Genomic DNA, 24,257 nt, shown 5'->3' with positions numbered 1-24,257 from the left:
AACGCCGCCGCGGTGCCGCTGCGGATACCTTCGATCCGGCAGCGGCACCGCGAGCGGCGAGGTCGCCGGACTCAGGCGTGCGTACCGCCGTCGATGCGGATCTCGGTGCCGGTGATGAACGCACCGTCCTCGGAGACCAGCATCGCGATGACGCCGGCGACGTCGGCGGGGGAGCCCATACCGGCACCACCGGACTCGAGGTCGGTGGGCAGCACGGGCGAGAGCTTCGCGAACAGGGCCCAGTCGGCGTCGGCCGGGACGTAACCGGGGGTGGCGTCGGTGATGCCGGATTTGATGCTGCCGGGGGCGACGCTGACGGCACGCAGGCCCTTGCCACCGAACTCGAGGGCGAGGGTGTGGGTGAACGACTGGATGCCGCCCTTGCTGGCCGAATACGCCGCCATGTACGGGTGGGCGAAGGCCGCGGAGGTGGAGCTGAAGTTCACCACGGTGGAGCGCGGGTTGGCGAGCAACGCGGGCAGGGCCTCGCGGACGACCAGGAAGGTGCCGGTGAGGTTGATCGAGACGATCTGATTCCACAGCTCCAGGCTGGTCTGCTCGGTATGCGAAGCACGCAGGATACCGGCGGCGTTCACCACCGAATCCAGGCCGCCGAGCGTGTCGACGGCAGACTTCACGCCGTCGACGACGGACTGTTCCTCGCCGATGTTCAGTACCAGGGTGGTGAAGCGGTCGGCCGCACCGCGCTCCTGCGCCTGGCTGCGGGTCTTCTCCAGGCCGTCCGCCGAGACATCCGCCGCCACGACGTGCGCGCCTTCGTCGAGCAGCCGCAGTGCGGTGGCCTGACCGATACCCGACGCCGCGCCGGTGACGAGGGTGCGGTGTCCATCCAAACGGTTCATTTGCGTGTCGCTCCTTACTGGCCCATGGCGTATTTGACGGTGGGGCCGGCGGTCCACCCGCCGTCCACGGCGATTTCGGCGCCCGTGACATAGCTCGCGTCGTCGGAGAGCAGGTAGCCGACCGCACCGGCGATCTCGTCCGCCTCGCCGACCCGGCCCATCGGGGTGTTCGGATAGTTGCCCTCACCCTTTTCGATGCCGATGGAGGCGGTCATCGGGGTGTAGGTCATGCCGGGATGCACCGAATTGACCCGGATACGTTCGGTGCCCAATTCGACGGCGGCGATCTTGGACAGGCCGCGCACACCCCATTTCGAGGCGCCGTAGCCCGCCGTGAGGGGCAGCCCCATCAAACCCGCGGCCGAGGAAATATTGACAATCGAGCCGCCACCGGCCGCCCGCATCGGAGCGATCACCGCCTGCATACCGGCGAACACGCCGACCAAATTCACTTCGAGCACGGTGCGGAAATGGTCGACCGGTTCCTTCTCGATGAACTGTCCGGTCGAGATTCCGGCATTGTTGACCAATCCGGTCAGCGACCCGAATTCCCGGGTGGTGTACTCGACGGCTGCCGCCCACTCCTGCGGGGAGGTCACGTCGAGGTGCACATAGCGGGCCGCCGAGCCCAGCTCGTCCACCGTGGTCTTGCCGTCGTCGTCGAGTACATCGGCGACGACCACCCGGCCGCCGCGTTCGACGATCAGCCGGGCGAACGCGGCACCGAGCCCGCGAGCACCACCGGTGACGAGGACGACCTTCCCGGCCAGCGCGGCCGAATTGTCTGGCATATCGTTTCTCCTGATTCGTGGCTCAACCGATGCGGCCCGGAACGGGTTCGTGCCGGAGCTCGTCGGTGTTCAAGATGCCCTCGGCGACGGCGCGCTCGATGGAGTCGCGCAGTGCGGGGCAGGTCGGAATCCAATTGCTGTGTTCACCGAGCGCCGCCCGGCGGGCGAATTCGGGACACGCGGATTCGGCGTCGTCGAGCCACTGCACGCTGGTGTGGCTCGGGCTGAACTTCTCCACCAGGACTCGGTTACCGCACGTATTGCACTGTATATCCCGCATTCCTACTCCTGTCGTCACCCGACGCCGCGGCGTGGCGGGCGTCGGCGCAGCCGATCGACGTCGATGTGTGCGGCCTATTCGGCGAGCATGTCGGCGGGCGACCAGAATGCGCGCATGCTCGTGATTCGAGCATCCTCGTCGAATGTCATCACGTCGATGGGTTCGATGGTGAAATTCTGTTCGCCCGCCTCGGTGACCACCCGGAACAGGAAGGCGGCACTGTTGCCCGCCACCCGGACGGTGAGCAGTTCGGTGCGGGTTCGTACACCGTCGAGTGCCGAATAGAACTTCTCGATCGCGGCGCGGCCTACATGTGGCTCGGTGCCGACCGGATCCTCCACACTGGCGTCCTCGGTGTACAACGCGGCGATCTCGGTGGACGTGCCGTCGGCAACCGTGTCGATGTAGCGCTGGACGGTCGCCCGGATGGCGTCTGCGGTGGGCATGGTTTCTCCTGTGCGGGGTGTGTCGTGGTGCGGCTAGTTGCCGAGGATGTCGCGGACGGCGAGATGGCTGAACAGCATCGAGGCGCCGATCGGATTGCCGCCACCCGGGTAGACGGTGCCGCTGACGGCGGCCATGGTGTTGCCGGCGGCGTACAGTCCCGGGATCGGCTCGCCGCCGCTGTTCAGCACCCGCGCGGCGGCGTCGGTGCGCAGCCCGCCCTTGGTGCCCAGATCGGAGACGCCGAATGCGGCCGCATGGAACGGGCCGCGTTCGATCGGCACCAGCGGCGAGGCACCTTCGGTGAAGGATCGGTCGTAGGCTTCGTCGCCGCGCCCGAAATCGGTATCGGCGCCTGCGGCGGCCATCGCGTTGAACCGTTCGACGGTGGCGACCAGCCGGTCGGCCGGCACCCCGATCTTCTCGGCCAGCTCGGGCAGGGTGTCGGCGGTGTGCCACAGTCCGGCGGCGACGTACTTCTCCGTCTCGACCAGCGACACGTTGGTGGCCTGGACCGGCGGCACCTCGCCTTGACTGTCGTCGTAGATCATCCAGAACGGCAGGGTCATCGACCCGTCGCGGAGCCGGTCGATCGCGGCCCGGCCGAGCCGGTCGTAGGGGCCGGATTCGTTGACGAAACGCTGTCCGTCCTGGTCGACGAAGATGCCGCCGGTGAACCACAGCGCGAACGCGGCGCGCCCGTCCGGATGGATCAGGCCCGGCGACCACCAGGCCTGATCCATCAGGTCGGTGTCGGCACCCGCGGCGATGCCTGCCTCGTGGGCGCGTCCCAGGTTGCCCGACGGTCCCATGGTGTCGCGCGCCTCGCCCGGCACCCCGTACCGCTGCCGCATCCCGTCGTTGCGCTCGAAGCCGCCCGCCGCCAGGATCACGCCGCGGCGGGCCCGGATCGCGATGCGGCCGTCCGGGCGTTCGATCACCGCTCCGGTGACCGCGCCGTCCTCGACGACCAGCTCGACCAGTGCTGCATTCCGCAGCAGCTGGACGTGCGGATACCCGGACAGGGCTCGCAGGAACCGGCCGATCAGGGCCTGGCCGCCGATCAGGGTGTCCGGCAGCGGGGCGCCGAGCCGGTCGGTGTCGAGCGGGCCGCGCAGTTGCTCACGCAGCTCGCCGAGCGCCTCGGCGGGCAGCGGCATCGGGACGGTGTGCCGCTGCCCGTCCAGGCGGGCCTTCGGCGCGGCGCCGAAATAGTCCGGCCACGGGTACATGACGAACTCGAAATTGTCGTCGGCTTCGAGGTACTCGATCAGGTCCCGTCCCCGGCGCACGTAGGTGTCCTGGAGTTCGCGCGGCGTGCGATCGCCGACGACGGCGTGGTAGTAGGTGAGCGCATCGTCGATGGTGTCGTCGGTGCCCGCCCGTTCCAGTACCGGGTTGCACGGGAACCACACCCCGCCGCCACCGGAATAGGCGGTCGTGCCGCCGAACTTGTCGGTCGCCTCGACGACCGCGACGGACAGGCCCTCTCGGGCCGCGGTGTACGCACCGGCCAGGCCGCCGCCGGAGCCGGCCACCAATACATCCACCTCGTCGTTCCAGTCCACCACTGTGCTCCTTATCACCGCCGGGTCGTGGTGGGCTCGACGCTAAGCCCGCCGGTCGGCCCGCGCCGGGAGCTGTCCCGGTGACCGGGAGCCGGGTTCGGGCGCCCGGTACCGGCGGGAACGTGCCGGTCAGCGGGATGGGCCCCTGCCCGCATCGACCCGGTGTTCCTACCGTCGCGGGAAAGACTTCCGACTCCATCGAAATGGGAGGCACTGTGAACCCCGAGACGCCATCGTCAGCAGGGAACCACCGATCCGGCGTCGACGTGGTGGTCGTCGGTGCGGGTATCGCCGGTCTCTACGCGATCCACCGGTTCCGCAGCAACGGGCTGACCGTGCAGGCGTTCGAGGCCGCCGACGGGGTGGGTGGCGTGTGGTACTGGAACCGCTACCCCGGGGCCCGCTGCGATGTCGAGAGCATCGACTACTCGTACTCGTTCGACGACGCGTTGCAGCAGGAGTGGGACTGGAGCGAGAAGTACGCCACCCAGCCGGAGATCCTCGCCTACCTCGAGCATGTAGCCGAGCGCTACGACCTGCGCCGCGATATCGCGTTCGGCACCCGGGTGACCGATATCGTCCTCGACGAGGACACACTGCGCTGGCAGGTCCGCACCGACACCGGCCGCGAGGTCTCGGCCCGGTTCGTGGTCCTGGCCACCGGCCCGCTGTCGAACGCGAACGTTCCCGCGATCGACGGACTGGACAGCTTCGCCGGCCGGATTCTGCACACATCCTCCTGGCCGCACGAAGGTGTGGATTTCACCGGGCAGCGGGTCGGCGTGATCGGCACCGGATCGTCCGGTATCCAGGCCATTCCGGAGATCGCGAAGCAGGCGGCACACCTGCAGGTGTTCCAGCGCACCCCCAACTACAGCGTCCCCGCCGGCAACAAGCCCCTGGACGAGGAGACCCGCCGGCAGCAGAAGCAGAACTACGCCGAGCGGCGGCGGCTGTCCTGGACCAGCGGCGGCGGGTCACCGCACCGCGCCCATCCGAAGTCGGCCCTCGAGGTGTCCGAGCAGGAGCGGCGCGCCGCCTACGAGGAGCGCTGGCAGCTGGGCGGGGTGCTGTTCAGCAAGACGTTCCCGGACCAGATGGTCACCCGCGAAGCCAACGACACCGCCCGGCTGTTCTGGGAGGAGAAGGTGCGTGCGGTCATCGACGACCCGGCCGTCGCCGACCTGCTCATCCCGCAGGACCATCCGATCGGTGCGAAGCGAATCTGCACCGACAGCAACTACTTCCAGACCTACAACCGCGACAACGTCGACCTGGTGAACCTGCGCGCCACCCCGATCGAACGGATCGACGCCGAGGGCGTGCACACCACCGACGCGCACTACCCCCTCGACACCCTGGTGCTCGCCACCGGATTCGACGCCATGACCGGTTCGGTCGCCAAGATGAACATCGCCGGCCGCGGCGGGCGGACGCTCAACGAAGCCTGGAGCGAGGGCCCCAAGACCTACCTGGGCCTCGGTGTCGACGGCTTCCCCAACCTGTTCAACCTGACCGGGCCCGGCAGCCCCTCGGTTCTGGCGAACATGGTGCTGCATTCGGAACTGCACGTCGACTGGGTCGCCGACGCGATCACCTACCTCGACCGCGCTGAGGCGACCGCACTGGAAGCGCGGCCCGATGCCGTCGCGGATTGGGTCGCCGAATGCGCCGAACGGGCCGCGGGAACGCTGATGCCGCAAGCGAATTCCTGGTATCTGGGGGCGAACATCCCCGGCCGGCCTCGGGTGTTCATGCCGTTCCTCGGCGGATTCGGGGTGTACGGCGAGATCATCGCCGACGTTGCGGCAGCCGGGTACAAGGGGTTCGACGTGATCACCGTGTAGTGCTGTCGACAGGAACGCGAGCGGCCCGCGGCCAGGAGAGTGGCGACAGTTCCGGCCGGGTCGTCCCATTCCGGCGCGGCGTCGTCGCCGGATACGGCAGGCAGCACCGGGCCCGAGAACCGCTGCCCGGTAGCCGCACTGTCGAGGTTCGGGTGTGCGGCAGATGCCTGCCGATTCCGGCGCGGACCCGGTGGGCGCCGAGTCCTGGATGCGGCGGTGTCGTGGTCGACTACCGCGCCACCGACAGCACACCGACCAGGAAATCGGAGTCGTCGGTGAACGGGCGCAGGTCCCAGGTCGACAGACGCAGCTCCGGATTCAGGCCCGCCGCGGCCGCGTCGGTGAAGAAGTCCGCGAACTCGTAATCGCGGCCGGCACCGAACCCGATGACGACCCGGCCCGCCGGTGCCAGATGGCGGGCGAACCCGGCCAGCACCGTGCGCCGGGTCGTCGGAGCGAGGAAAGTCATCACATTCCCGGCGCACACGATGATGTCGAAACCGGCCTCGACGCCGCGCGCCGGCAGATCGAGCTCGGCCAGATCACCGACCAGCCAGGTGGGCCCCGGATGATCCTCCTCCGCCGCCGCGATCAGCACCGGATCGACATCGACCCCCACCACCGCATGCCCGGCCCGGTGCAGATACCCGCCGAGACGCCCGGCCCCGCATCCGGCATCCAGCACCCGCCCACCGCGCCCCAGCATGGCGTCGATCAGCCGCGCCTCCCCGAAGATGTCCTGGCCCTCGGCCTGCAGCTTCCGGAACCGCTCGACATACCAGGTGGAGTGATCCGGGTCGGCGGCGACGATCTCTTCCCATTTGCTGGGGGTGCGTGCGTTCATGGGGTGTCCTCCTCGGAGATCACGGTAGTCCACCGGGCGTGGCCGGCCCCATGACGTCCCGAGCCGACCGCGTCGGACCGGTCCACGCGGCATGGCGTCGTCGGCCGTGGTCGTCGTTCCGGACCGAGGAGGGGTCCCGTTCGGCGTCGACGATCGGGTTCGTCAGGCCGGTGAGGTGAACACCCGCGGCCCGCGACGAGCAGCCTGCGGCGTGGTGGCCCAGGGAGGCATCGTATCCGTTGAATCGGTCTCAATTCGATTCAGGTCAAACGGTTTCCGGTTCCAGCGTTCCCGCACCCGGGATCGTGGAGGGAGCGAGTCGAGAGCTAAGGTCCTCGTTCTCGAGGAGACACTGCGCGCCGCCGGTGGCCCCGAACTTCCTGACGACGGAGCACTGCTCACGGTCCCGAACCGCCACAACCTCGTGCTCTACCCGCTCGGCGACAGCCACGTGGTCGAGGCGGTCAACGCCCTCGCGCAGTTCGGACTGGGCGCGTACGAGGACGGACCGGGCCGCCTCTCTCCGCGAGTGTTCTGGTGGCGAGCCGGCACCTTGACCTCGATTACGGAGCTGGATCCGGAGAGCCGGACGATGGCTATCGCCCCTCCGGAGGACCTCTCGACCATCATGCGGAGGCTGGCCCGGGCTACGTGAGGAAGCACAGGGCGGTCCGGCCCCGTCCGGGTACGCGATCAGCCGGCGAAACCGCCGAAACCCCCCTTGTAGAACAGCAGCGGCCGACCGTTCTCGTCGGCGTGCAGGTCGGTGATCCGGGCCAGGACGATGGTGTGGTCGCCGGCCTCGTGTTCGAGTTCGGTGGTGGCCTCGATCCGGGCGAGGGCGCCGGACAGGGCCGGGGCGCCGTTGCCGGCAGGGGTCCAGTCGACACCGGCGAACTTGTCGCCGCCGCTGACGGCGAACTGGCGGCACAGGGCGCTCTGGTGCTGGGCGAGGATGTTGATGCACAGGCTGCCGGTGTCGCGCAGCAGGGGCCAGCTGGTGGAGGTCTTGGCCGGGCAGAACGACACGTAGGGCGGTTGTAGCGATACCGACACCACCGACTGGCAGGCGAAACCCAGGGGCCGGGTGCCGTCGTGCGCGGCGATCACGGCGACGCCGGTGGCGAAGTGTCCGAGCACCTTGCGCAGATCGGCGGGGCCGGGGATGCCCGGGGCGACGGTGGTGTGGTCTGCACTCATATGAATCCTCCCGAAAGTACTGTCGATCCCCAGCATCCGACGCCGGGTGGCGGCGCTCAATGCGTTCTCCCGGTCAGCGGCAGCCGGTCCGGAAAGGCTATGTTCCTGGTTGGTAACATTCGGCGGTGACTGCGAGCGAATCCGACCCCGGTGCGATCAACCTGCCGCCGACCAGCTGGGCCGTACTCGCGATGCTCTCCTACGAGGAGGAAGTCTCCGGCTACGACCTGAAGAAGTGGGCCGACTGGAGTCTGCGTTACTTCTATTGGAGCCCGTCCTACAGTCAGATCTACTCGGAACTGAAGAAGCTGGAACGGCACGGTTTCGCGGAATCGCGGGTGGACAGCGACAACGCCATGCGGGGCCGCCGCCTGTACCGGATCACCGATGCCGGCCGGGCGGCAGTGACCGAGTGGGCCGTGGGCGCACCGGTGGATCGCCCGATGCTGAAACACCATGTGATGCTGCGCGTGATGTTCGGGCACCTGAGTTCGCCGGAACGTCTGAAAGAGATTCTGCGCAACCACATCTCCGACACCCGGTATCTGGAGCGGCATGCGGCAGTCGACTCGGAAGCGGCGAAGGACGAACCGGGCTGGGCCTATTCGCAGATAGTGCTGCGCTGGGCCGAACGGTACTACGCGATGGAACAGCAGCTCGCCCAGGAACTGATCGAAGAGATCGACGCCGCCGAAATCATGCTGAGCAAGGCCGAACACGACGACCGGTCCGAGTACCCGCACCCGACGCCGGGGCACTGGCGAGAAATCGAGAAGCGCGTCCAGGAAGCGGGCCTGTACGACGATTAGGTGCAGGAGTCGTAAGGCCTTCACTGCTGCGGCCGTGCATCGACATGTGCAGTCTTGCACTGTCGGCGATGCACGGCCGCGCGTTTCGATGCACGGTCTTTCGGGGCGCCGGGTGGCACGCGCATGGCTCGTGCCTGCTGGCACTGTCCGACGGCCACGTGAGGTGGTGCAGGGACGACCGTTCAGGCGTATTGCGCCTCGGTGACCGGCCGGGCGGCGGGCGTCCGCCGGGGTCCGGCGGCCTGCAGGGGTCGGGCCTGCTGCAGGGTCGGGTGCACCCGCACCTGGCCGTCCTCGACATTGCGCCAGATGCCCAGCGCGGTCATTCGGACGGGGGCGGCGAGGCGCTGGTCGAAGCTCATCCGGTCGACCGGGCCGCAGATGGAGACGGCGGCGACCGCTTCGCCGATGTTGCCGACGGGCGCGGCGACGCAGCCGAATCCGGGCAGTGATTCTTCGCGTTCGAACGCGATGCCGTGGGCGCAGACCTTGGCCAGTTCGTTGCGCAGCTGGTTGCGGCTGGCGATCGAGTAGCGGGTCTTGGCTCCGGCGGTGCCGGGTTCGAAGGTCTCGGCGGCATCGTCGCCGCTGTAGGCGAGGATGGCCTTGCCGACAGCGGTGCAGTGCGCAGGGTGGCGGCCGCCGACCCGGGTCGGGACGGCGGCGGCCAGCCGGCCACCGATCTTCTCCAGGTAGACCACGTCGGGTCCGTCGAGTACGGCGAGGTGCACGACGTAGCCGGTGGCCCGGTGCAGTTCGTGCAGGAACGGGACGGCGGCCCGGTGCACGCGGTCCTGGTGCACGGCGAGCGAGCCCAGCTCCATCAGGCGCAGGCCGAGTTCGTAGTCGCGGCCGTCGCGGCGCAGCCAGCGCAGCTTGACCAGGCGTTCCAGCATGCGGTGTGCCGAGGACCGCGGCAGCCCGGTGCGCCGGACGATCTGCGCGAGGGTCAGTCGTCCGGGCCCGTCGAAGGCATCGAGGACGAGGGAGACGCGGTCGATGACGGCGCTCGGGGTGGTGGCGTCGGCCTGGATTGTCATGGGGGACCTCCGCAGGTCTGAGAGCTGAGCACCTAATCCATATGCCGATTAGGTATATGCCTATTTGTATCACACCCATGTGTGCGCTGTCACATGAACCCGTCACTACGTCTGAAAACCGCCGACGGCCCCCGGTCCGAGCGTTGGGCTCGGACCGGGGGCCGTCGTTTCCCGGAAGCCGGTGGTGGCTACATCGCCGCGAGCGGCTCGCTACCGGACCAGTCGTGACCCCAGTAGCTGTCCGCGGTGATTTCCTCTGCGGTGTAGTACTTTTCGTCGACCCGCATGCCCTCGGTGCCGAACTCGATGTCCCAGCCGCCGGGGGCGCGGACGTAGAACGACACCATCTTGTCGTTGGTGTGCCGGCCCAATGTCGACGACACCGAGAAACCGTCCTTCGTCACACGGTCCAGGGCCTGGCCGACCGCGTCGAGGCTGTCCACCTCCACCATGATGTGCACCAGGCCGGGGGCGCCGCCGTGCGGCGCCGGGCACAGGGCGAGGCTGTGATGCCGCTCGTTGACCCCCATGAAGCGGACCCGCAGCGGACCGAACTCCGGCGGGGCCGGCACCCGGAACGCGCCGCGGGGCAGGAAGCCGAGCACCTCGGTGTAGAACTCGAACGCGCCGTTCAGATCCATGGCGGGCAGCACCACATGGCCCAGGCCCTGCGCGCCGGTCACGAACCGGGCACCGAACGGGGTCACCACGGGGCTGTGGTCGAGCACCGCGCCGTGGAACACTTCCAGGGTGGCTCCGGTCGGGTCCTCGAAGGTGATGACCTCCTCGACTCGGCGGGCGTCGGCCTCCTCGACCGACAGCGGCTTGACCGCGATCCCGGCCGCCGTCACCTTCTCCTGGACACGTTGCAGGGCGGCGTGATCACGAACCTCCCAGCCGATGGTCACCACCCGGTCGGTGTCGCCGGGCACCACCACCAGGCGGGCGGCACGCTCGTCCATCCGCAGGTAGAGGGCGTTCTCATCCGGACCGGAACCTTCGGCGAAGCCGAGGACGTCGAAGGCGAACGTCCGCCAGCGGTCCATATCGGTGGTCTGAACCTTGACGTAGCCGAGGCTCTTGATGTCAGTCATGGTCTTTCTCTAATCCTTGTCCGAAAAGGTCAGATCATCGAGCGCAGATGCTGCGGCGGATCGATGTCCAGCGAGCTCAGCGCCGAGGCGTGGAACACGGTGCTCGGCACGTGGATGGCATGGTTGAGTCCGGCGTGCGCATCCCGCCAGAACCGCTGCAGCGGCTTGTCCATCCGCAGTGCGTTGCCGCCGGAGCGGGCGAAGATCTGGTCCACCGCCATCACGGCGCGCCAGGCCGCCCGCACCTGGGTGCGCCGGCCCATCGCCCGATCGGCGAAAGTGATCTCCTTGCCCGCATCGACCATGTCCCAGATACGGTCGACATTGGCCAGCAGTTCCTGCCGGGCCGCATTGATATCCGCGGCGGCCTCACCGATCGCGAACAGCACATACGGGTCGTCCTTGATCGCGGTGCCCTGGGCGCCGACCCGGTCGCGTTGATAGTCCAGATGCGCGGCCAGGGCGCCCTCGGCGATGCCGACCACCGCGGAGCTGATGCCCAGCGGGAACATCGTCGACCAGGGCATCCGGTACAGCGTCTCGGTCGCGCCGTACTCCCGCTGCGCGGTGCCGTCGATGACGTGGTCGCCGTTCATCACCCGGTAGGAGGGCACGAACGCATCCTTGACGATGATGTCCTTGGAGCCGGTGCCCTTGAGCCCGACGACATTCCAGGAGTCCTCGACGATCTCGTAGTCCGAGCGGGGCAGGATCATGTGCAGCATGGTCGGCGGGGTCGCCATGTTGCCGTCCGCGTCGCCGAGCATGGCGCCGAGGAAGATCCAGTCGCAGTGGTCGGTGCCGGAGCTGAACTGCCAGCGGCCGTTGAAGATGTAGCCGCCGTCGACCGGGCGGGCGATACCGGTCGGGGCGTACGGCGAGGCGATCCAGGTGTCGGTGTCGGTGCCCCACACCTCTTCCTGCACCTTCGGGTCCGCGAAGGCCAGCTGCCACGGATGCACGCCCACGATGCCGCAGATCCAGCCCGTCGCCGGATCCAGCGAGGCGGCCTGCATCACGGTCTCGGCGAACTCGCGGGGGTGCGCCTCGAAACCGCCGTACTTCTTCGGCTGCAGGAGTTTGATCGGGCCGGCCTTCTTCAGCAGCTTGGCGGTGTCGTCGGGCAGCTGCCCGAGCCGGTCCGCCTCCGGCGACTGCTCGCGCAGCCGGTCGGCGATCGCCGCGATGTTGTCGGGAACACTGGTCATCGTGGGGATGCTTTCTCTACGAGGGTGGATGGGGAGGTGGTCACGCACTGGTGTCGACGACGCGGCCCTTGGCGATGTTGTCGGCGACTTCGGCTTCCCAGCTGGTGACGGCGCGTTCGGTGTCGATCTCGAATTCGAAGCGTTTGGTCATGTCCTCGGTGACGTCTTCGACGTCGACGTAGAACTGCTTGTACCAGCGGCGCAGCTGGTAGACCGGCCCGTCCTCCTCCGAGAGCAGCGGATTGTCGATGGGCGCCTTGTTCTTCCAGATCTCGACGTCCTGTTCGAAACCGATCTCGACGCCGTGGGCGAACTGGGCCGCCATCGCCTCGGCGTCGGCATCGGACATGCCCTCGGGCTTCTTGACCATCGCGCCGTACTGCAGGACGAACGAGTTCTCGCTGACCGGGTAGTGGCAGTTGATCAGCACCGTCTCGATGGTCATGCCGTTGGCCTCGCTCCACAGCCAATCGATCATGTAGGACGGGCCGAAATACGACGCATCCGAACGCAGCGTCGAATTCGGGTCGTCGTAGCTGGTCCCCACTTCGATGTCACCGCGCGGGGTGGACCGCATGTACTGGGTGGCGACGTGGCCTTCGAATACGTTCTTGAAATAGCGCGGGAACGAGTAGTGCACGTAGAAGAAGTGCGCCATATCGACGACGTTGTCGACGATCTCGCGGCAGTGCGACCCTTCGATCAGCATCGAATTCCAGGTCCAGTCGGTCCATTCCGGGCTGCCGTAACCCTCGATCTCGGGAATGGTGACGTCATCGGTCGGCTTCTTGCCCTGCGGGTCGTGCCAGATGTAGAGCTGGCCGTTGCGTTCCAGCGTCGGCCAGGCCCGGGTCTTGGCCAGCGGCGGGACCCGGCGCGCGTAGGGGATGCCGGTGCATCGGCCGTTGCCGCCCCAGCGCCAGTCGTGGAACGGGCAGGCGATCGAATCGCCCTTGACCGTGCCGTGCGCGAGGTTGCCACCCATGTGCCGGCAGTAGGCGTCCAGCACATTGATCGAGCCGTCGGTCTCCGACTGGAAAACCACCAGGGTGGTCCCGAAGGCCTTGACCTCGTGCGGCTTGCCGTCCTGGAAGGACTTCAGCAGCCCGAGGCAGTGCCAGCCCCGGGCGAACCTGGCCGGCGCGGCGGCAGCCTCGATTGTGCGGTACTCGTCTGCACCGTGCGGTGCGTGGCCGTTCGGTGAATGACCCGGCATCGGAACCTCCATGTCCCAACGGAGTTGTGTGACTGTCACCGATGGTGACTCCGGTCACGGAGATACCGGCGCTGCCGTCCCGGTCAGTGGACACGTTTCCGGCCCGGTGACCGGCCTCGGCATACCGTGGGCGAACACGTTCCACTCATCGCCGACGACGTCAGGGAGTGACCATGGTGAACACTGCGGCGACCGGCCTGCTGGGCACGCCGGTCGAATTCGGTCCGGCGCCGGCGGCGGTGCGAAAGTTCGCCGCGGCGGCACACACCCGGCACCCGGACCACCTGGCGACCGACCCGGTACTGCCTGCGACCTTCCTGCCGGCGTGGCTGCCGGATTCGGAGTCGCAGACCGATCCCGGTCCGGCCACCGAGACCGACCACCGCTTCTTCGGCAGCCCACCCCGGGCCGGAGACCCGCTGACCGCCCTGGCACGGATCGAACGCCGGGGTACCGCAGTGACCGCGGCAACCCGCTATTTCGACCGGACCGGCCGGCTGGTCGCCGAGGCCTGGGCGAGCAGTGCCGACTGCCCGGCCACGACCGGGACCGCCGGCGCACCGCGACCGGCCCCCGATCGCGTGGCGGTCGGCCCGGCGGCGGCACTGGGACCGGTCACGGAAGCAGACTTCCACCGTGGGCAGCCGGATGCGGCGAACACACCCGATCCGCTCGGCACCCCGCTGTCGGCAACCGTCCTGGCCTCCTACGCCACCGACCTGCTGGGCCCCACCCGACTGCGGCGGTTCCGCACCCGGTCACTGCGCCCGCTCTGGCCGGGCGAGATCCTCACCTGCACCGGGCACTTCGTGCAGGAGTACCGGCAGGACGGTGAGCGGTGCATCGACATCACGCTGACCGGTACCGCGCCGGACGGTCGGATCGCCGTCCGCGCCTGGGCCACTTTCGCCCGGGGGTGATTCGGCGACGAATGCTCGCGCGTCGCTTCGATACGCTCTCCAGGCAGTAGCCCCGCGGCCGACAAGGGAGTGTGCGCATGGCGGTGAGACACGGCGACGAGCCGGCGATCGCCGGAGTGCTCAGGGGCCGGTAATGCTGGCCGCGAGCTATATCGTGGTCTCGATATTCCTCGGTCCAGCGATCTTCGTGGGCGGTTACGCGTTCACCCGAGGGGGACCCTGGTCGGTCCTGAGCTGCGCCGGGATACTTACCGTGATGGTCGGATACGGCCTGGTCATTGCACTGTCGGGTGGTGGTGGCCAGGTCTGCTAGGCCGACTCGTCGGTCGGCGCCGGGTCGTCGAAGCCGCGGGCGGCCAGGGCGTCGCCGAGGGCGTCGGCGGTGCGCAGGGTGCGGACCAGGACCGGGGTGACGAGGGCGGTGAGGGACCAGGACAGGCCGCGGGCGCGGCGGGCCTCGGCGACCTCGCGCACGATGCCGGTGATCAGCGGGATGCAGCGGATGGTCAGGGCCAGCAGCAGGGCCACGCGTTCCGGGTCGACGCCGAGCCGTCGCAGTGGGGTGAGGACGCGGGTCAGGACGTCCAGGAGGTCGACTACCCGGGTGGTGAGGGTGACCAATGCTGCCAGCGCCACCGATATCAGCAGCGCACCGCACACCACGAAGGCCCGGGCCGGGGTGGTGATGAGCAGTTGGAACGCGCCGATGACCAGCACCATCGGGGCCACCGGCCGAAGCTGCGCGAGGACCACCCGCCACGGAATCACGGCCAGGGCGAACAGGCCGGTCACCGCTGCGCCGGCGCCGGCGATGCGCAGGGGAGTGCCGGCCATCGTCACGGCGACGATTCCGGCGACGAGCAGCAGCAACTTCGGCCCGGGGGGCAACCGGTGGACGGCGGAGTTGCCCGGGCGGTACAGCCCGATCATCCGGCCAGGCGCCGGTAGGCCGCGATGGCCTCCGCCGGGCCGCCGTCGAAGACGACCGCGCCGTCGTCCAGCACGACGACCCGGTCGAAGTCGTCCAGCAGGCCGAGTTGATGGGTCACCACGATCACCTGCTGGTCCATCGCGGCCAGGGCCTCGCCGACCATTCGGGCGTTGCGCAGGTCCAGCAGGGTGGTCGGTTCGTCGGCGACGATCACCTCGGGGCGGCGGATCAACACCGCACCCAGAGCAAGCAGCTGCTTCTGCCCGCCGGAGAGCAGATGCGCCGGATGGTCGGCGTGCCCGTCGAGCCCGAAACGTTGCAGCATCTCCTCGACCCGGGCAGTGATCTCCGGTTTGGCCAGGCCGGTGCGGCGCAGCGAGAATGCGAGGTCCTCGGCGACGGTGGGCATCACGATCTGGGTGTCCGGGTCGGTGAAGACGAAGCCGACCTTGCGTCGCACCCGGGCACCCTTGCGCGCCACATCGAGACCATCGACCGTCACCGTGCCCGAGTCCGGGACCGACAGCCCGTTGATCATGCGCGCGAGCGTCGATTTCCCGGAGCCGTTGCCGCCGACGATACCGATCCGGCGTTCCCGCAGTACGAGGTCGATGCCGGTCAGGACTTGCCGCTGCCCGAATGAGTGCCGGACCGCGTCGAAGACGATCTCACTCACGAATCAACCCCGGATAGGCGCGGTGCACACCCTTGGCGACCACCGTCGCGACCACGACCTTCAGCAGATCGCCGGGCACGAACGCGAAGTTCGTGCTGACCGCTGCCCATACCCCGAGGTCGGTGCGCACCAGCAGGCCCAGGACGCCGCAGGAGTAGATGATCACGAGCCCGCCGAGTGCGTTGATCAGCAGCGCCGGAACCAGCGGGTACCTGGGCAGAATTCGGGCGGTGAGCATGCCGATGACCAGTGTCGCGGGCAGCCAGCCGATCAAATAGCCGGCTGTGGGCCCGGCGAGTGCGGTGAGACCGGTGCGTCCGCCCGACAGCAGCGGCAGTCCGATCATCGTCAGCGTAATGAATACCGCGACCGCGGCCACGCCCTTCCGGGCGCCCAGCACCGCGCCGGCGAGAACGACGCCCAGGGTCTGCACCGTGATCGGTACACCGCTGAAACCGACCGTGATGGCGCCGGGCAGGCCGAGCGCGGCGATCAGCGCCGCGAACACCGCGATCTGGGCCAGATCCCGGGCGGAGAACGCACCCCGCACGCCGTGCGACTTCTCGACACCAACCACGACACATCCTCCACAACCAGTTCGAACGGCGTCGAACGTAGCAGGCGGGTTGCCGGGCCGGTGTGGGAGAGTCTCACGGCTCCGCGAGCCGATCCCCATTGAATAAGGCTAGGCTGCCCTAGTCTGGATGGTCGGGGGTTCGCACACACGTGGGGACCGGCAGGATGAGGAGCGCACCATGGAAATGAGCCGCCGACAGCTGTTCCGGTCCGGAATCGGCGTGGGGTCGCTACTACTCGTCGCGGCCTGCAGCAACGGTCCGGACCTCGGCGGCCCGGCGCGGCCGGGTGGCACGCTCCGGGTCGGCGCTCTCGGAACACCGTCGCGAACCGAACGCGACCCGCACGCGAACCTCAGCAATGCCAGCGACTTCCTGATCACCGCGCTGATCCACGACGCCCTGACCGTGCCGGGCGGGGATCCGAATGTCGTTCCCCGGCTGGCACAGTCCTGGGAGCCGTCCGCCGACCGGCGGAGCTGGACGTTCACCCTGGCCGACGGGGCACAGTTCCACGACGGCCGGCCGGTCACGGCGGACGATGTCGCCTGGTCGCTGCGGCGGCTGCGTGACGTAGGCGGGCCCTCCAAGATGCCGGTCCCGGCGGAGGCCGTCGCCACCGACGGGCCCGGCCGGGTGGTGCTCACCACCGACGAACCGAATTCGCAACTGCCACTGCTGGTCCGCCTGATGACCTTCACGGTGCCGGAGGGGACAACCGATTTCGCTGCCGGTAACGGCACCGGCCCGTTCCGGCTGGAATCCTACCGCAACGGCGATGCGCGGCTGATCCGCAACGAGCAGTGGTTCGGCGGCCCGCCGCTGCTGGAGGCCATCGAGGTCACCATGTTCGAAAGCACCACCGCCTTGAGCAACGCAGTGCTCAGCGGGCAGATCGATCTGGCCTCCGATGTGGGGGCGATCGCCGGGCGCAGTGCGGCGGGGCGCGACGATCTGCAGGTGATCCGGCGGCCGGACGACACCATGCTGGGCCTGGCGATGCGGACCTCCGACGGCCCGTTCGCCGACCCGCGGGTCCGCACCGCGATCCGGCTCGGGGTGGACCGGCAGGAACTGGTGGACCAGGTGCACTCCGGGTACGGCAGCGTCGCCAACGACGTCCTGGGCACCGCGGACCCGGCCTACGATACGAGCCTGCCGCAACGTACCCGCGATCGGGACCGCGCCCGGAAACTGCTGCGCGAGGCCGGATTCGATACCGGCCGCAGCTACCGGCTGGCCACCAAGGCCGAGGCGCCCGGTGAAGTGGAGTCCGCCCGGCTGATCGCCGGCCAGGTTGCCGAGATCGGCGTCCGATTCGAGGTGGTCGAGCAGGATTCGGGCACGTTCTACGACGAGACCTGGCTGCAGGCCTCCTGCTACACCGTCTCCTGGGGAACCAACGATTCCACACTGTTCTACGCCAACAATCTGATGTCGAGCGGATCCGATCGCAACGAAACCGCCTTCGACGACGCCGAATTCGATGCGGCCACCGCCCGGGCCCTGGGCGCGGCGGATCCGGCCGAACGGGCCGCGGCCGGCCGGGAGTTGCAGCGCATCGAGTACGAACGGGGCGGCTACCTGGTGTGGGGGATGGCCGACGGGATCGATGTCGCCACCACACGGCTGCGGGACCTGCCGGAACTCGGTGGCTTCGCCCGCGTCCAGCTGGAACGGGCCTGGCTGGCGGGGTGAGTGGCTTCCTGCGGATGCTGGTCCGCCGCATCGCCCTGCTGTTCGCGCTGCTGGCCGTGGTGTTCGTCGCCGTCGACCTGTTACCCGGCAATGCGGCCCGGGCGGCGCTGGGCCGGTCGGCCGGGCCGGAACAGATCGCGGCGAAGGAACGGGAACTCGGACTGGACCGGCCGGTGCTGCTCCGGTTCGGCACCTGGATCGGGGAGGTGCTGTCCGGCGATTTCGGCCGGACGGCACGCGGTCAGCCGGTCGGCGATCTGCTGTCCGGCACCGTGGGACCCACGCTGCTGCTGGGCGGGCTTGCGGTACTGCTGACGGTGCTCACCTCGGTCGTCCTGGGCGGCTGGTGGGCGATGCGGCCCGGTGGGCCGCCGGCCCGGATCCTGCAGCCGGTCACCACCGCGGCCACGGCGATACCCGAGTTCGTTGTCGCGACCGGGTTGATCACCCTGTTCGCCTTGCTGCTGGGCTGGCTGCCCGCCGTCACCCTGACCGGAGCCTCCGGGTTCCCGGTCCGCGCCGACATGCTGGTGCTTCCGGTCCTGGCCCTGGCGATTCCGCAGATCGGCTGGAACACCCGGGTCGTCTGGTCGGCGCTGTCCGATGCGGGTCGCGCACCACATGTGGCTGCCGCCGAACTGGACGGACTGTCCGGAACGCGTCTCCTGCTCCGGCATATCCTGCCGTTCGCATTGCCGACGATCGTGGCCGGATTCGCCACCTCGGTCGGTATGGTGCTCGGCGGTGCGCTGGTGGTGGAGACGATCTTCAACTACCCGGGCCTCGGGGCCCTGCTGGCCGGCTCGGTGGCCGACCGCGACACCGCAGTGATCGCCGCGGTCGTCGCCTGCACCGGCGCGGTGATCATGGTCCTGCTCGCCGTTGCCGACGGGATCCGCAGCTGGGCGGTGCAGGGCCGATGACCGCGAGAATGCCCGGCATGCGGTGGCGCCGCTGGTGGGTGGTCGCGCCCGCCCTGCTGGTGGTGGCGCTCGCCGCGGCCGGTCCCGCCCTGGCCCCGTTCCCGGTCGAGGAACCCGTCGGGATCCCGTTCGCCACGCCAGATGCCGACCACTGGCTCGGCACCGACCGGCTGGGCCGCGACGTCGGCAGCCGGGTACTGGCCGGTGGCTGGGGCCTGCTGATGTCGGCGACGGTGATCGCGGTCGCGGTCACCCTGTCGGCGGCCCTGCTGGGGACGGTCGCGGCTCTGCGGCCGCGGATCGGGCGGTTCCTCGAGACGGTTGCCGACCTGGCGATCCTGCTGCCCGCGGTACTCGGGATCCTGCTGGTGCTCACCTCGTGGCCGGAAGCCGGGCCGGTGGGGCTGATCGTGGTGGCGCTGCTGTTCGGGACACCGTACTGCGCGCGGGTGTTCGCCGCTGCGGCGAGCGAGGTGGCGACGCACGGCTATGTCGAGGCGGCCCGGGCGAGTGGCGAGAACCTCTGGTACCTGGTGTGGTGCGAGGTGCTGCCGAATCTGCGCGGTGTCTTCACCACGCAACTGGGCCTGCGGTTCGTGGTGGGCCTGTACCTGGTCGGCACCGCATCGTTCCTGCAGTTGCCGGGCCCGCTCGGGACCACCGATTGGGCGGTGATGGTGCGGGAGAACGGATCCGGGGTGCTGCTCAACCCGTGGTCGGTGCTGGCACCCAGCATCGCCCTCGCGGTCGTCGCGGTCTGCGTGAACGTGGCGGTGACCGAGTTCGGCCGAGAGGAGCCACGGTGAGTGTGCAGGTACGAAACCTGGTCGTCGTGGCCGGATCCGGCCGGGTGCTGGCCGGACCGGTCGATTTCGAGCTGCGTCCGGGCCGCGTCACCGGACTGATCGGGGCGTCCGGCTCCGGCAAGACCACCGTGATGCGCGCCCTGCTCGGCCACCTGCCACCCGGTACGAGTTCTACCGGTTCGGTGACCGTGGCGGGTCGCGATGTCTTCGCCTTGCCGGCGGCGCGGTTGCGGACCTTGCGCCGGTCCGAAATCGCCTTCGTCGGCCAGGATCCCGGGGCGGCGCTGAACCCCATGATGCGGGTACGGACAGTGCTTTCCGAGGTGGCCCCGGACCCCACCGAGCCGGAGCTGGTGGCCACCCTGGACCTGGTCGGTCTGGGACCGGAATACCTGCGCCGGCGTCCCGGCGAACTTTCGGGCGGCCAGCAACGCAGAGTCGCGCTGGCACGAGCATTGGTGCGGCACACCGGGGTTCTCGTGCTGGACGAGCCGTTGGCGGGACTGCACGGCAGCCTCCGGTCCGGTATCGCCGAGTTGCTCGCCGAGATCGCCGACCGTCGACAGTGCGCGGTTCTGCTGTCCGGGCACGATATCGCCACCGTCCGGGCGGTCGCCGACGACCTCATCGAGTTGCCGCCGCATCCGCCGACCGGTGCCGAGGCAGGCAGCGCACCCGGGGTTGCCTCGCTCGACAACAACAGCATGGCCGGCGGCGGCGCGGGTCCGGCAGGACCACCGGACCGGCCGCGGAAGCGAGTTCTGGACGTTCGGCACAGCCTTCGCCCTCTGATACCCCGAATCGCCACTGAAACCGGCCCTGCGTCGGGACCGGATCGTGCGGCAACCGACGCCGCACCGCCTCCGGCCGGTCGCATCGCGTTGCAGGCGCGTGCTGTCGAAGCGTCGATAGGCGACCGACCGGTGCTGGCCGGGGTCGACCTCACCGTCCGCTCGGGTGCGATCGTCGCCGTCGCCGGCGAATCGGGAGCCGGGAAGACGACTCTCGCGCGAATCCTCGCCGGATTGCATCCGGCCGGGGGCACACTGGATGTGGCGGGGGTGGCCGTGGACCTCGCCCGGCGGCGTCGCCGGCGCGACTGCACCGATATCCAGCTGGTGACCCAGAACCCGGCATCGGCACTCAACCCCCGGCACACAGTGGCCCGGACGCTGGGACGCCCGTTGCGGCGGATCGGCCGTGTTCCTCCTCGCGAGGTGCCCGCCCGGACGGCTGCGCTGCTGACCGCGGTGGAGCTCGCACCGGAGACGGCCGGGAAACGTCCCGGGGAACTGTCCGGCGGACAGCGGCAGCGGGTTGCACTGGCGCGAGCCCTGGCAGCCGAACCTGCCGTTCTCGTCTGCGACGAGATCACCTCGGCCCTCGACCGGGCCACCGCCGCCACGATCATGCACCTGCTGGCGCGGATCCGCGCCGAACAGGGCACCGCCATCGTGTTCATCACCCACGATATGGATCTCGTTGCCGAGTACTGCCCCTACCTGATGGTGCTCGACGGCGGCCGCATCGTGGAATCCGGCACCACCGCGACGATACTGCAGGCGCCCGCCCATCTCGCTACCGAGGCGCTGCTCACCCGGGTGTGACGGGACCTTCGGCCCGAACGCCTGCGACGTCCGGACGTATCGCGGGGTCACCGCGGAATCCACACTCGGAGCCATGAGCAGCTTCGACAGCGACGGCCCGGCCCGCCCACTCGTCCGGTCGGCAGTAGGGCAGGCGACGCGGGCGCCCTCGATCCACAACACCCAGCCGTGGCGGCTGGTGTTCGACGGGCAGCGGATGCAGGTCCGCCGGGACGATCGCCGGGAACTGCCGACCACCGACCCGACCGGCCGGCAACTGGTGGTCAGCTGCGGCACGCTGATCCATCACCTGTACGTGGCCTTCGCGGCGCGCCGGTGGCGTGCCGACATCACCCGGCTACCGGACCGGCAGCACGCCGACCTGCTGGCGGAACTGAGCTTCCGGCCCTGGCCGGACCCGCCGAACCGGTTGCTGCGGTATGCGGACGCGATCGAACATCGGCGCACCGATCGGCTGCCGATGCTCGCGCCGCCGGCCACCCCCGGAGTACTCGAGGCGCTACGGGCCGCCGTGGCTCCCGCCGGGATCGGGATCGATCTGCTGCCCGCCGAGACCGCGCCGCGCCTGGCCGCCGCCTCCGAGCGGGCCACCGCGCTGCGCCGGTACGACATGGAGTATCAGACCGAACTGCACTGGTGGACCGGCCACGACCGGCCGGCCTCGGGTGTGCCCCGCGCGGCGCTGGTCTCGGAATCGGAGAGCGCGCGGGTATCGGTCGCCCGGGACTTCCCGGCCGTCACGCACGCACCGCAGCGGGGGGATCTCACCGACCGGGCGCAGCTGTACGCCCTGTCCAGCGTCGGCGACACCGTGCTCGACTGGTTGCGCACCGGGGAAGCGCTGTCGGAGGCGCTGCTCGCGTGGACCGCGGCCGGACTCGCCACCTGCCCGCTCACCCACATCACCGAACTGCCCAGCTGCCGGACCCTCCTCGCCGGGCTGCTCGGGTACCCGGCGGTGCCGCAGGTCGTCGTCCGAGTCGGTACCGCGCCCGGCGGTCCCGGTGACGATGCGCCGGTGGCCCCGCGTCTGCCCGTCGACCAGGTGCTCGAGCTGTAGTGACCAGCCGGTCATACCCTCCTCGCACCGGCCGGCGGGTCAGCGGGGGGATCGATCAGGCCGAGCGCGATCGCCCGGGAACCGCCGCTGCCCGGCCGGCCCCTGGCCCGGGAAAGCAGACGCTGCACAGCAGCAGCGCATCCGCCGCCACCGCCTCCCGCCGGAACCCCGTCGGAGGTATCCGCGAGCGGCTCGCTTCGACCGGCACGGGTAATGTCGGCCGGGCTGGTGCCGCACAGGAGGATTCGCAGGTTGAACGACGAAATTGTTCCCGCACCGAAACGGACCACGGACGACCGGCCACCGCGTGCGATCACCTCTCCGGGCAGGTCACCTCGCGGCTACCGATACCTGTTCAACGTGTTTCCGCCCTACCTCTTCGCCGGGGTGCGCGTACGGCATATCGCGGCGGACTGGACGTCGGTGCGGGTGGTGCATCGAGTCCGTTGGTGGAACAGCAATCCGAACCGAGCCGCGTTCGGTGGCACGCTGTCGTCGATGACCGACCCGTTCTTCGGGATCATGGCGATGGGGCAGCTGGGACCCGGGTACCGGGTGTGGAACACCACCGCGAGTATCGAGTTCCTCGCTCCGGGACGAGGTGCCCTCGGCGCCGTGCTGGAACTGCCGCGAGAACGGGCCGCTGCCATCCGCGCGGTCGCGGACGCCGGGCAGAAGTCGATCACCGAACATGCCACCGAGATCCGTGCTGCGGACGGCACGGTGGTCGCCCGAGCCGAGCAGACGCTGTACGTCCGGCGCTTGCGCGGTTAGGCCGGTCGCGGGGCGGCGGGTTCGATCACGACCGGGAGGGAGGCCAGGCCGTGTAGGGCGAGGCCGTCGCGGGGTGTCGGTGGTGCCGTTCGGGTGAGGTCGGGGAATCGGCGCAGCAGTGCCGGGAAGGCGACTTGGGCTTCGAGGCGGGCCAGGGCGGCGCCGAGGCAGTAGTGGATTCCGCCGCCGAACGACAGCGGGGCGGCTTCGTTGCGGTCGAGATTCAGATGGTCGGGGTCGGTGAACGCCTCGGGGTCGCGGTTGGCGGCGCCCAACAGCATGATCACCCGTTGGTCGGCGGCGAGCCGCAGGCCGGCGACCTCCATCGCTTCTGGTGCGGTACGGGAGGTGAGGATCTGGACAGGGGAGTCGAAGCGCAGCAGTTCCTCGACGGCGGATCGGGCGAGCTCAGGCCGATCCCGGAGGCGGTCCGCCTGTTCGGGGTGATCGAGCAGTGCGACGAGGCCGTTCGACAGCAGGCCGGTGGTGGTTTCGAAGCCGGCGGCGAACAGCAGCGCAGCTGTGGTGACCAGTTCGTCGTCGGTCAGTTCGTCGTCCCCGGTGGCCAGCGCGGACAGCAGGTCGGTGCGTGGATCCCGGCGCCGCCGCTCGAGCAGATCGGCGAGGTAGGCGGTGATCGTCTCCGCGGCCGCGTCGGCCGCGGAGACGGTGGTTTTCGTCCAGCCGGTCCAGCACCATCGTCCAGTCCCGGACCAGCGGCTGGAACTGTTTACGGTCCGGTTCGGGGATGCCGAGCAGTTCACCGATGACGGTCACCGGGAGCGGGAAGGCGAACGCATCGACGAAGTCGGTGTCGCCTGCTGCCGCCATCTCGTCGAGCAGCCGGTCGACGATCCGTTCGATCGCCGGTTTCAGCTGCGCCACCCGGCGACTGTTGAAGGCACCCGCAACCGGACGGCGCAACCGGGTGTGCCGGGGCGGATTGGCGACCAGCATGCTGCCGAAGATCAACCGCAGGCTCGGGCGTTCCCGCCACCGCTGGTGGCCGGCCGCGGCAAGGGATTTCTCCGGTCGCTTCCGCAGCCGGTTGTCCCGGGCCAGCGCCGAAACCTGGTGATAACC

Annotated in this window: 26 protein-coding genes; 11 read left to right on the top strand and 15 right to left on the bottom strand. The window is 69.3% G+C overall.

Features of this window, described 5'->3' with window-relative positions:
* Positions 1-71: 71 nt before the first annotated feature.
* The 5 genes from AC1HFH_RS15325 to AC1HFH_RS15305 all read right to left on the bottom strand — a co-directional run bounded on the left by AC1HFH_RS15325 (position 72) and on the right by AC1HFH_RS15305 (position 3,949).
* Positions 72-863, bottom strand: a complete 792-nt coding sequence (locus tag AC1HFH_RS15325; RefSeq protein ID WP_480243451.1) for an SDR family NAD(P)-dependent oxidoreductase — start codon at positions 861-863, stop codon at positions 72-74.
* 14 nt (positions 864-877) lie between these two features.
* Positions 878-1,654: a glucose 1-dehydrogenase gene (locus AC1HFH_RS15320; protein WP_480243450.1), complete on the bottom strand. Its 777-nt coding sequence runs from the start codon at positions 1,652-1,654 to the stop codon at positions 878-880.
* A 22-nt stretch (positions 1,655-1,676) separates the two neighbouring features.
* The gene (locus AC1HFH_RS15315; protein ID WP_480243449.1) at positions 1,677-1,934 is read right to left on the bottom strand and encodes a hypothetical protein; all 258 of its coding nucleotides are present in this window, start codon (positions 1,932-1,934) and stop codon (positions 1,677-1,679) included.
* A gap of 74 nt (positions 1,935-2,008) precedes the next feature.
* Complete coding sequence (locus AC1HFH_RS15310) at positions 2,009-2,380, bottom strand: nuclear transport factor 2 family protein (RefSeq protein ID WP_480243448.1); 372 nt, start codon at positions 2,378-2,380, stop codon at positions 2,009-2,011.
* 33 nt (positions 2,381-2,413) lie between these two features.
* On the bottom strand, positions 2,414-3,949 hold the full coding sequence (locus tag AC1HFH_RS15305; RefSeq protein ID WP_480243447.1) for an FAD-binding protein: 1,536 nt from the start codon (positions 3,947-3,949) through the stop codon (positions 2,414-2,416).
* A gap of 200 nt (positions 3,950-4,149) precedes the next feature.
* Between AC1HFH_RS15305 and AC1HFH_RS15300 the strand changes: the two genes are divergently transcribed.
* Positions 4,150-5,793 (top strand): flavin-containing monooxygenase, encoded by a 1,644-nt coding sequence (locus AC1HFH_RS15300; protein WP_480243446.1) that lies wholly within the window; start codon positions 4,150-4,152, stop codon positions 5,791-5,793.
* 229 nt (positions 5,794-6,022) lie between these two features.
* On the opposite strand, the gene AC1HFH_RS15295 is transcribed toward AC1HFH_RS15300, so the two are convergent.
* Entirely contained in the window at positions 6,023-6,637 is a 615-nt protein-coding gene (locus tag AC1HFH_RS15295; RefSeq protein WP_480243445.1) for a class I SAM-dependent methyltransferase, read from the bottom strand.
* 91 nt (positions 6,638-6,728) lie between these two features.
* On the opposite strand from AC1HFH_RS15295, the gene AC1HFH_RS15290 reads away from it, so the two are divergent.
* Positions 6,729-7,292, top strand: coding sequence for a hypothetical protein (locus AC1HFH_RS15290; RefSeq protein WP_480243444.1), 564 nt, complete (start codon positions 6,729-6,731; stop codon positions 7,290-7,292).
* Positions 7,293-7,330: 38 nt separating this feature from the next.
* Here the strand turns inward: AC1HFH_RS15290 and AC1HFH_RS15285 are convergent, their stop codons facing one another.
* Positions 7,331-7,837, bottom strand: coding sequence for a flavin reductase family protein (locus AC1HFH_RS15285; protein ID WP_480243443.1), 507 nt, complete (start codon positions 7,835-7,837; stop codon positions 7,331-7,333).
* A gap of 191 nt (positions 7,838-8,028) precedes the next feature.
* Here AC1HFH_RS15285 and AC1HFH_RS15280 point away from each other — a divergent pair, with 191 nt between their 5' ends.
* Positions 8,029-8,646: a helix-turn-helix transcriptional regulator gene (locus AC1HFH_RS15280; RefSeq protein ID WP_480247863.1), complete on the top strand. Its 618-nt coding sequence runs from the start codon at positions 8,029-8,031 to the stop codon at positions 8,644-8,646.
* A gap of 182 nt (positions 8,647-8,828) precedes the next feature.
* Here AC1HFH_RS15280 and AC1HFH_RS15275 read toward each other — a convergent pair whose 3' ends face one another.
* From AC1HFH_RS15275 to AC1HFH_RS15260, 4 genes are all read right to left on the bottom strand, one after another.
* Positions 8,829-9,686 (bottom strand): IclR family transcriptional regulator, encoded by an 858-nt coding sequence (locus AC1HFH_RS15275; RefSeq protein WP_480243442.1) that lies wholly within the window; start codon positions 9,684-9,686, stop codon positions 8,829-8,831.
* Positions 9,687-9,874: 188 nt separating this feature from the next.
* Positions 9,875-10,780, bottom strand: coding sequence for a biphenyl-2,3-diol 1,2-dioxygenase (gene bphC, locus AC1HFH_RS15270; RefSeq protein ID WP_480243441.1), 906 nt, complete (start codon positions 10,778-10,780; stop codon positions 9,875-9,877).
* A gap of 29 nt (positions 10,781-10,809) precedes the next feature.
* Complete coding sequence (locus tag AC1HFH_RS15265) at positions 10,810-11,988, bottom strand: acyl-CoA dehydrogenase family protein (RefSeq protein ID WP_480243440.1); 1,179 nt, start codon at positions 11,986-11,988, stop codon at positions 10,810-10,812.
* A gap of 40 nt (positions 11,989-12,028) precedes the next feature.
* Positions 12,029-13,204: a 3-ketosteroid-9-alpha-monooxygenase, oxygenase component gene (locus AC1HFH_RS15260; protein WP_480243439.1), complete on the bottom strand. Its 1,176-nt coding sequence runs from the start codon at positions 13,202-13,204 to the stop codon at positions 12,029-12,031.
* A 173-nt stretch (positions 13,205-13,377) separates the two neighbouring features.
* On the opposite strand from AC1HFH_RS15260, the gene AC1HFH_RS15255 reads away from it, so the two are divergent.
* Entirely contained in the window at positions 13,378-14,124 is a 747-nt protein-coding gene (locus AC1HFH_RS15255) for a hotdog family protein (RefSeq protein ID WP_480243438.1), read from the top strand.
* Positions 14,125-14,433: 309 nt separating this feature from the next.
* Here the strand turns inward: AC1HFH_RS15255 and AC1HFH_RS15250 are convergent, their stop codons facing one another.
* Genes AC1HFH_RS15250 through AC1HFH_RS15240 form a run of 3 tightly spaced genes read right to left on the bottom strand, consistent with a single transcriptional unit; the run spans position 14,434 to position 16,308 of the window.
* Positions 14,434-15,054 carry an energy-coupling factor transporter transmembrane component T family protein gene (locus AC1HFH_RS15250; RefSeq protein WP_480243437.1) on the bottom strand — a complete coding sequence of 207 codons (621 nt, stop codon included), beginning with the start codon at positions 15,052-15,054 and terminating at the stop codon, positions 14,434-14,436.
* The gene (locus AC1HFH_RS15245) at positions 15,051-15,731 is read right to left on the bottom strand and encodes an energy-coupling factor ABC transporter ATP-binding protein (protein WP_480243436.1); all 681 of its coding nucleotides are present in this window, start codon (positions 15,729-15,731) and stop codon (positions 15,051-15,053) included. The genes AC1HFH_RS15250 and AC1HFH_RS15245 overlap by 4 nt, the downstream gene beginning before the upstream one ends.
* The gene (locus AC1HFH_RS15240) at positions 15,724-16,308 is read right to left on the bottom strand and encodes a biotin transporter BioY (RefSeq protein ID WP_480243435.1); all 585 of its coding nucleotides are present in this window, start codon (positions 16,306-16,308) and stop codon (positions 15,724-15,726) included. The genes AC1HFH_RS15245 and AC1HFH_RS15240 overlap by 8 nt, the downstream gene beginning before the upstream one ends.
* A 178-nt stretch (positions 16,309-16,486) precedes the next feature.
* Here AC1HFH_RS15240 and AC1HFH_RS15235 point away from each other — a divergent pair, with 178 nt between their 5' ends.
* The 6 genes from AC1HFH_RS15235 to AC1HFH_RS15210 all read left to right on the top strand — a co-directional run bounded on the left by AC1HFH_RS15235 (position 16,487) and on the right by AC1HFH_RS15210 (position 23,174).
* The gene (locus tag AC1HFH_RS15235) at positions 16,487-18,004 is read left to right on the top strand and encodes an ABC transporter substrate-binding protein (protein WP_480243434.1); all 1,518 of its coding nucleotides are present in this window, start codon (positions 16,487-16,489) and stop codon (positions 18,002-18,004) included.
* Complete coding sequence (locus AC1HFH_RS15230; protein ID WP_480243433.1) at positions 18,001-18,927, top strand: ABC transporter permease; 927 nt, start codon at positions 18,001-18,003, stop codon at positions 18,925-18,927. The genes AC1HFH_RS15235 and AC1HFH_RS15230 overlap by 4 nt, the downstream gene beginning before the upstream one ends.
* The gene (locus AC1HFH_RS15225) at positions 18,924-19,733 is read left to right on the top strand and encodes an ABC transporter permease (RefSeq protein ID WP_480243432.1); all 810 of its coding nucleotides are present in this window, start codon (positions 18,924-18,926) and stop codon (positions 19,731-19,733) included. Before AC1HFH_RS15230 ends, AC1HFH_RS15225 begins: the two co-directional genes overlap by 4 nt.
* Positions 19,730-21,340: an ABC transporter ATP-binding protein gene (locus tag AC1HFH_RS15220; protein ID WP_480243431.1), complete on the top strand. Its 1,611-nt coding sequence runs from the start codon at positions 19,730-19,732 to the stop codon at positions 21,338-21,340. The genes AC1HFH_RS15225 and AC1HFH_RS15220 overlap by 4 nt, the downstream gene beginning before the upstream one ends.
* Before the next feature lie 73 nt (positions 21,341-21,413).
* Complete coding sequence (locus AC1HFH_RS15215) at positions 21,414-22,400, top strand: Acg family FMN-binding oxidoreductase (RefSeq protein WP_480243430.1); 987 nt, start codon at positions 21,414-21,416, stop codon at positions 22,398-22,400.
* A 252-nt stretch (positions 22,401-22,652) separates the two neighbouring features.
* Complete coding sequence (locus AC1HFH_RS15210; protein WP_480243429.1) at positions 22,653-23,174, top strand: DUF4442 domain-containing protein; 522 nt, start codon at positions 22,653-22,655, stop codon at positions 23,172-23,174.
* On the opposite strand, the gene AC1HFH_RS15205 is transcribed toward AC1HFH_RS15210, so the two are convergent.
* Entirely contained in the window at positions 23,171-23,938 is a 768-nt protein-coding gene (locus tag AC1HFH_RS15205) for a cytochrome P450 (protein ID WP_480243428.1), read from the bottom strand. The genes AC1HFH_RS15210 and AC1HFH_RS15205 overlap by 4 nt on opposite strands.
* A 2-nt stretch (positions 23,939-23,940) precedes the next feature.
* On the opposite strand from AC1HFH_RS15205, the gene AC1HFH_RS15200 reads away from it, so the two are divergent.
* Positions 23,941-24,252, top strand: a complete 312-nt coding sequence (locus AC1HFH_RS15200) for a hypothetical protein (RefSeq protein WP_480243427.1) — start codon at positions 23,941-23,943, stop codon at positions 24,250-24,252.
* The last annotated feature ends 5 nt before the right edge of the window (positions 24,253-24,257 follow it).

Source organism: Nocardia sp. KT25-26, from assembly GCF_056627695.1.
This window is presented reverse-complemented; position numbering and strand designations above follow the sequence as displayed.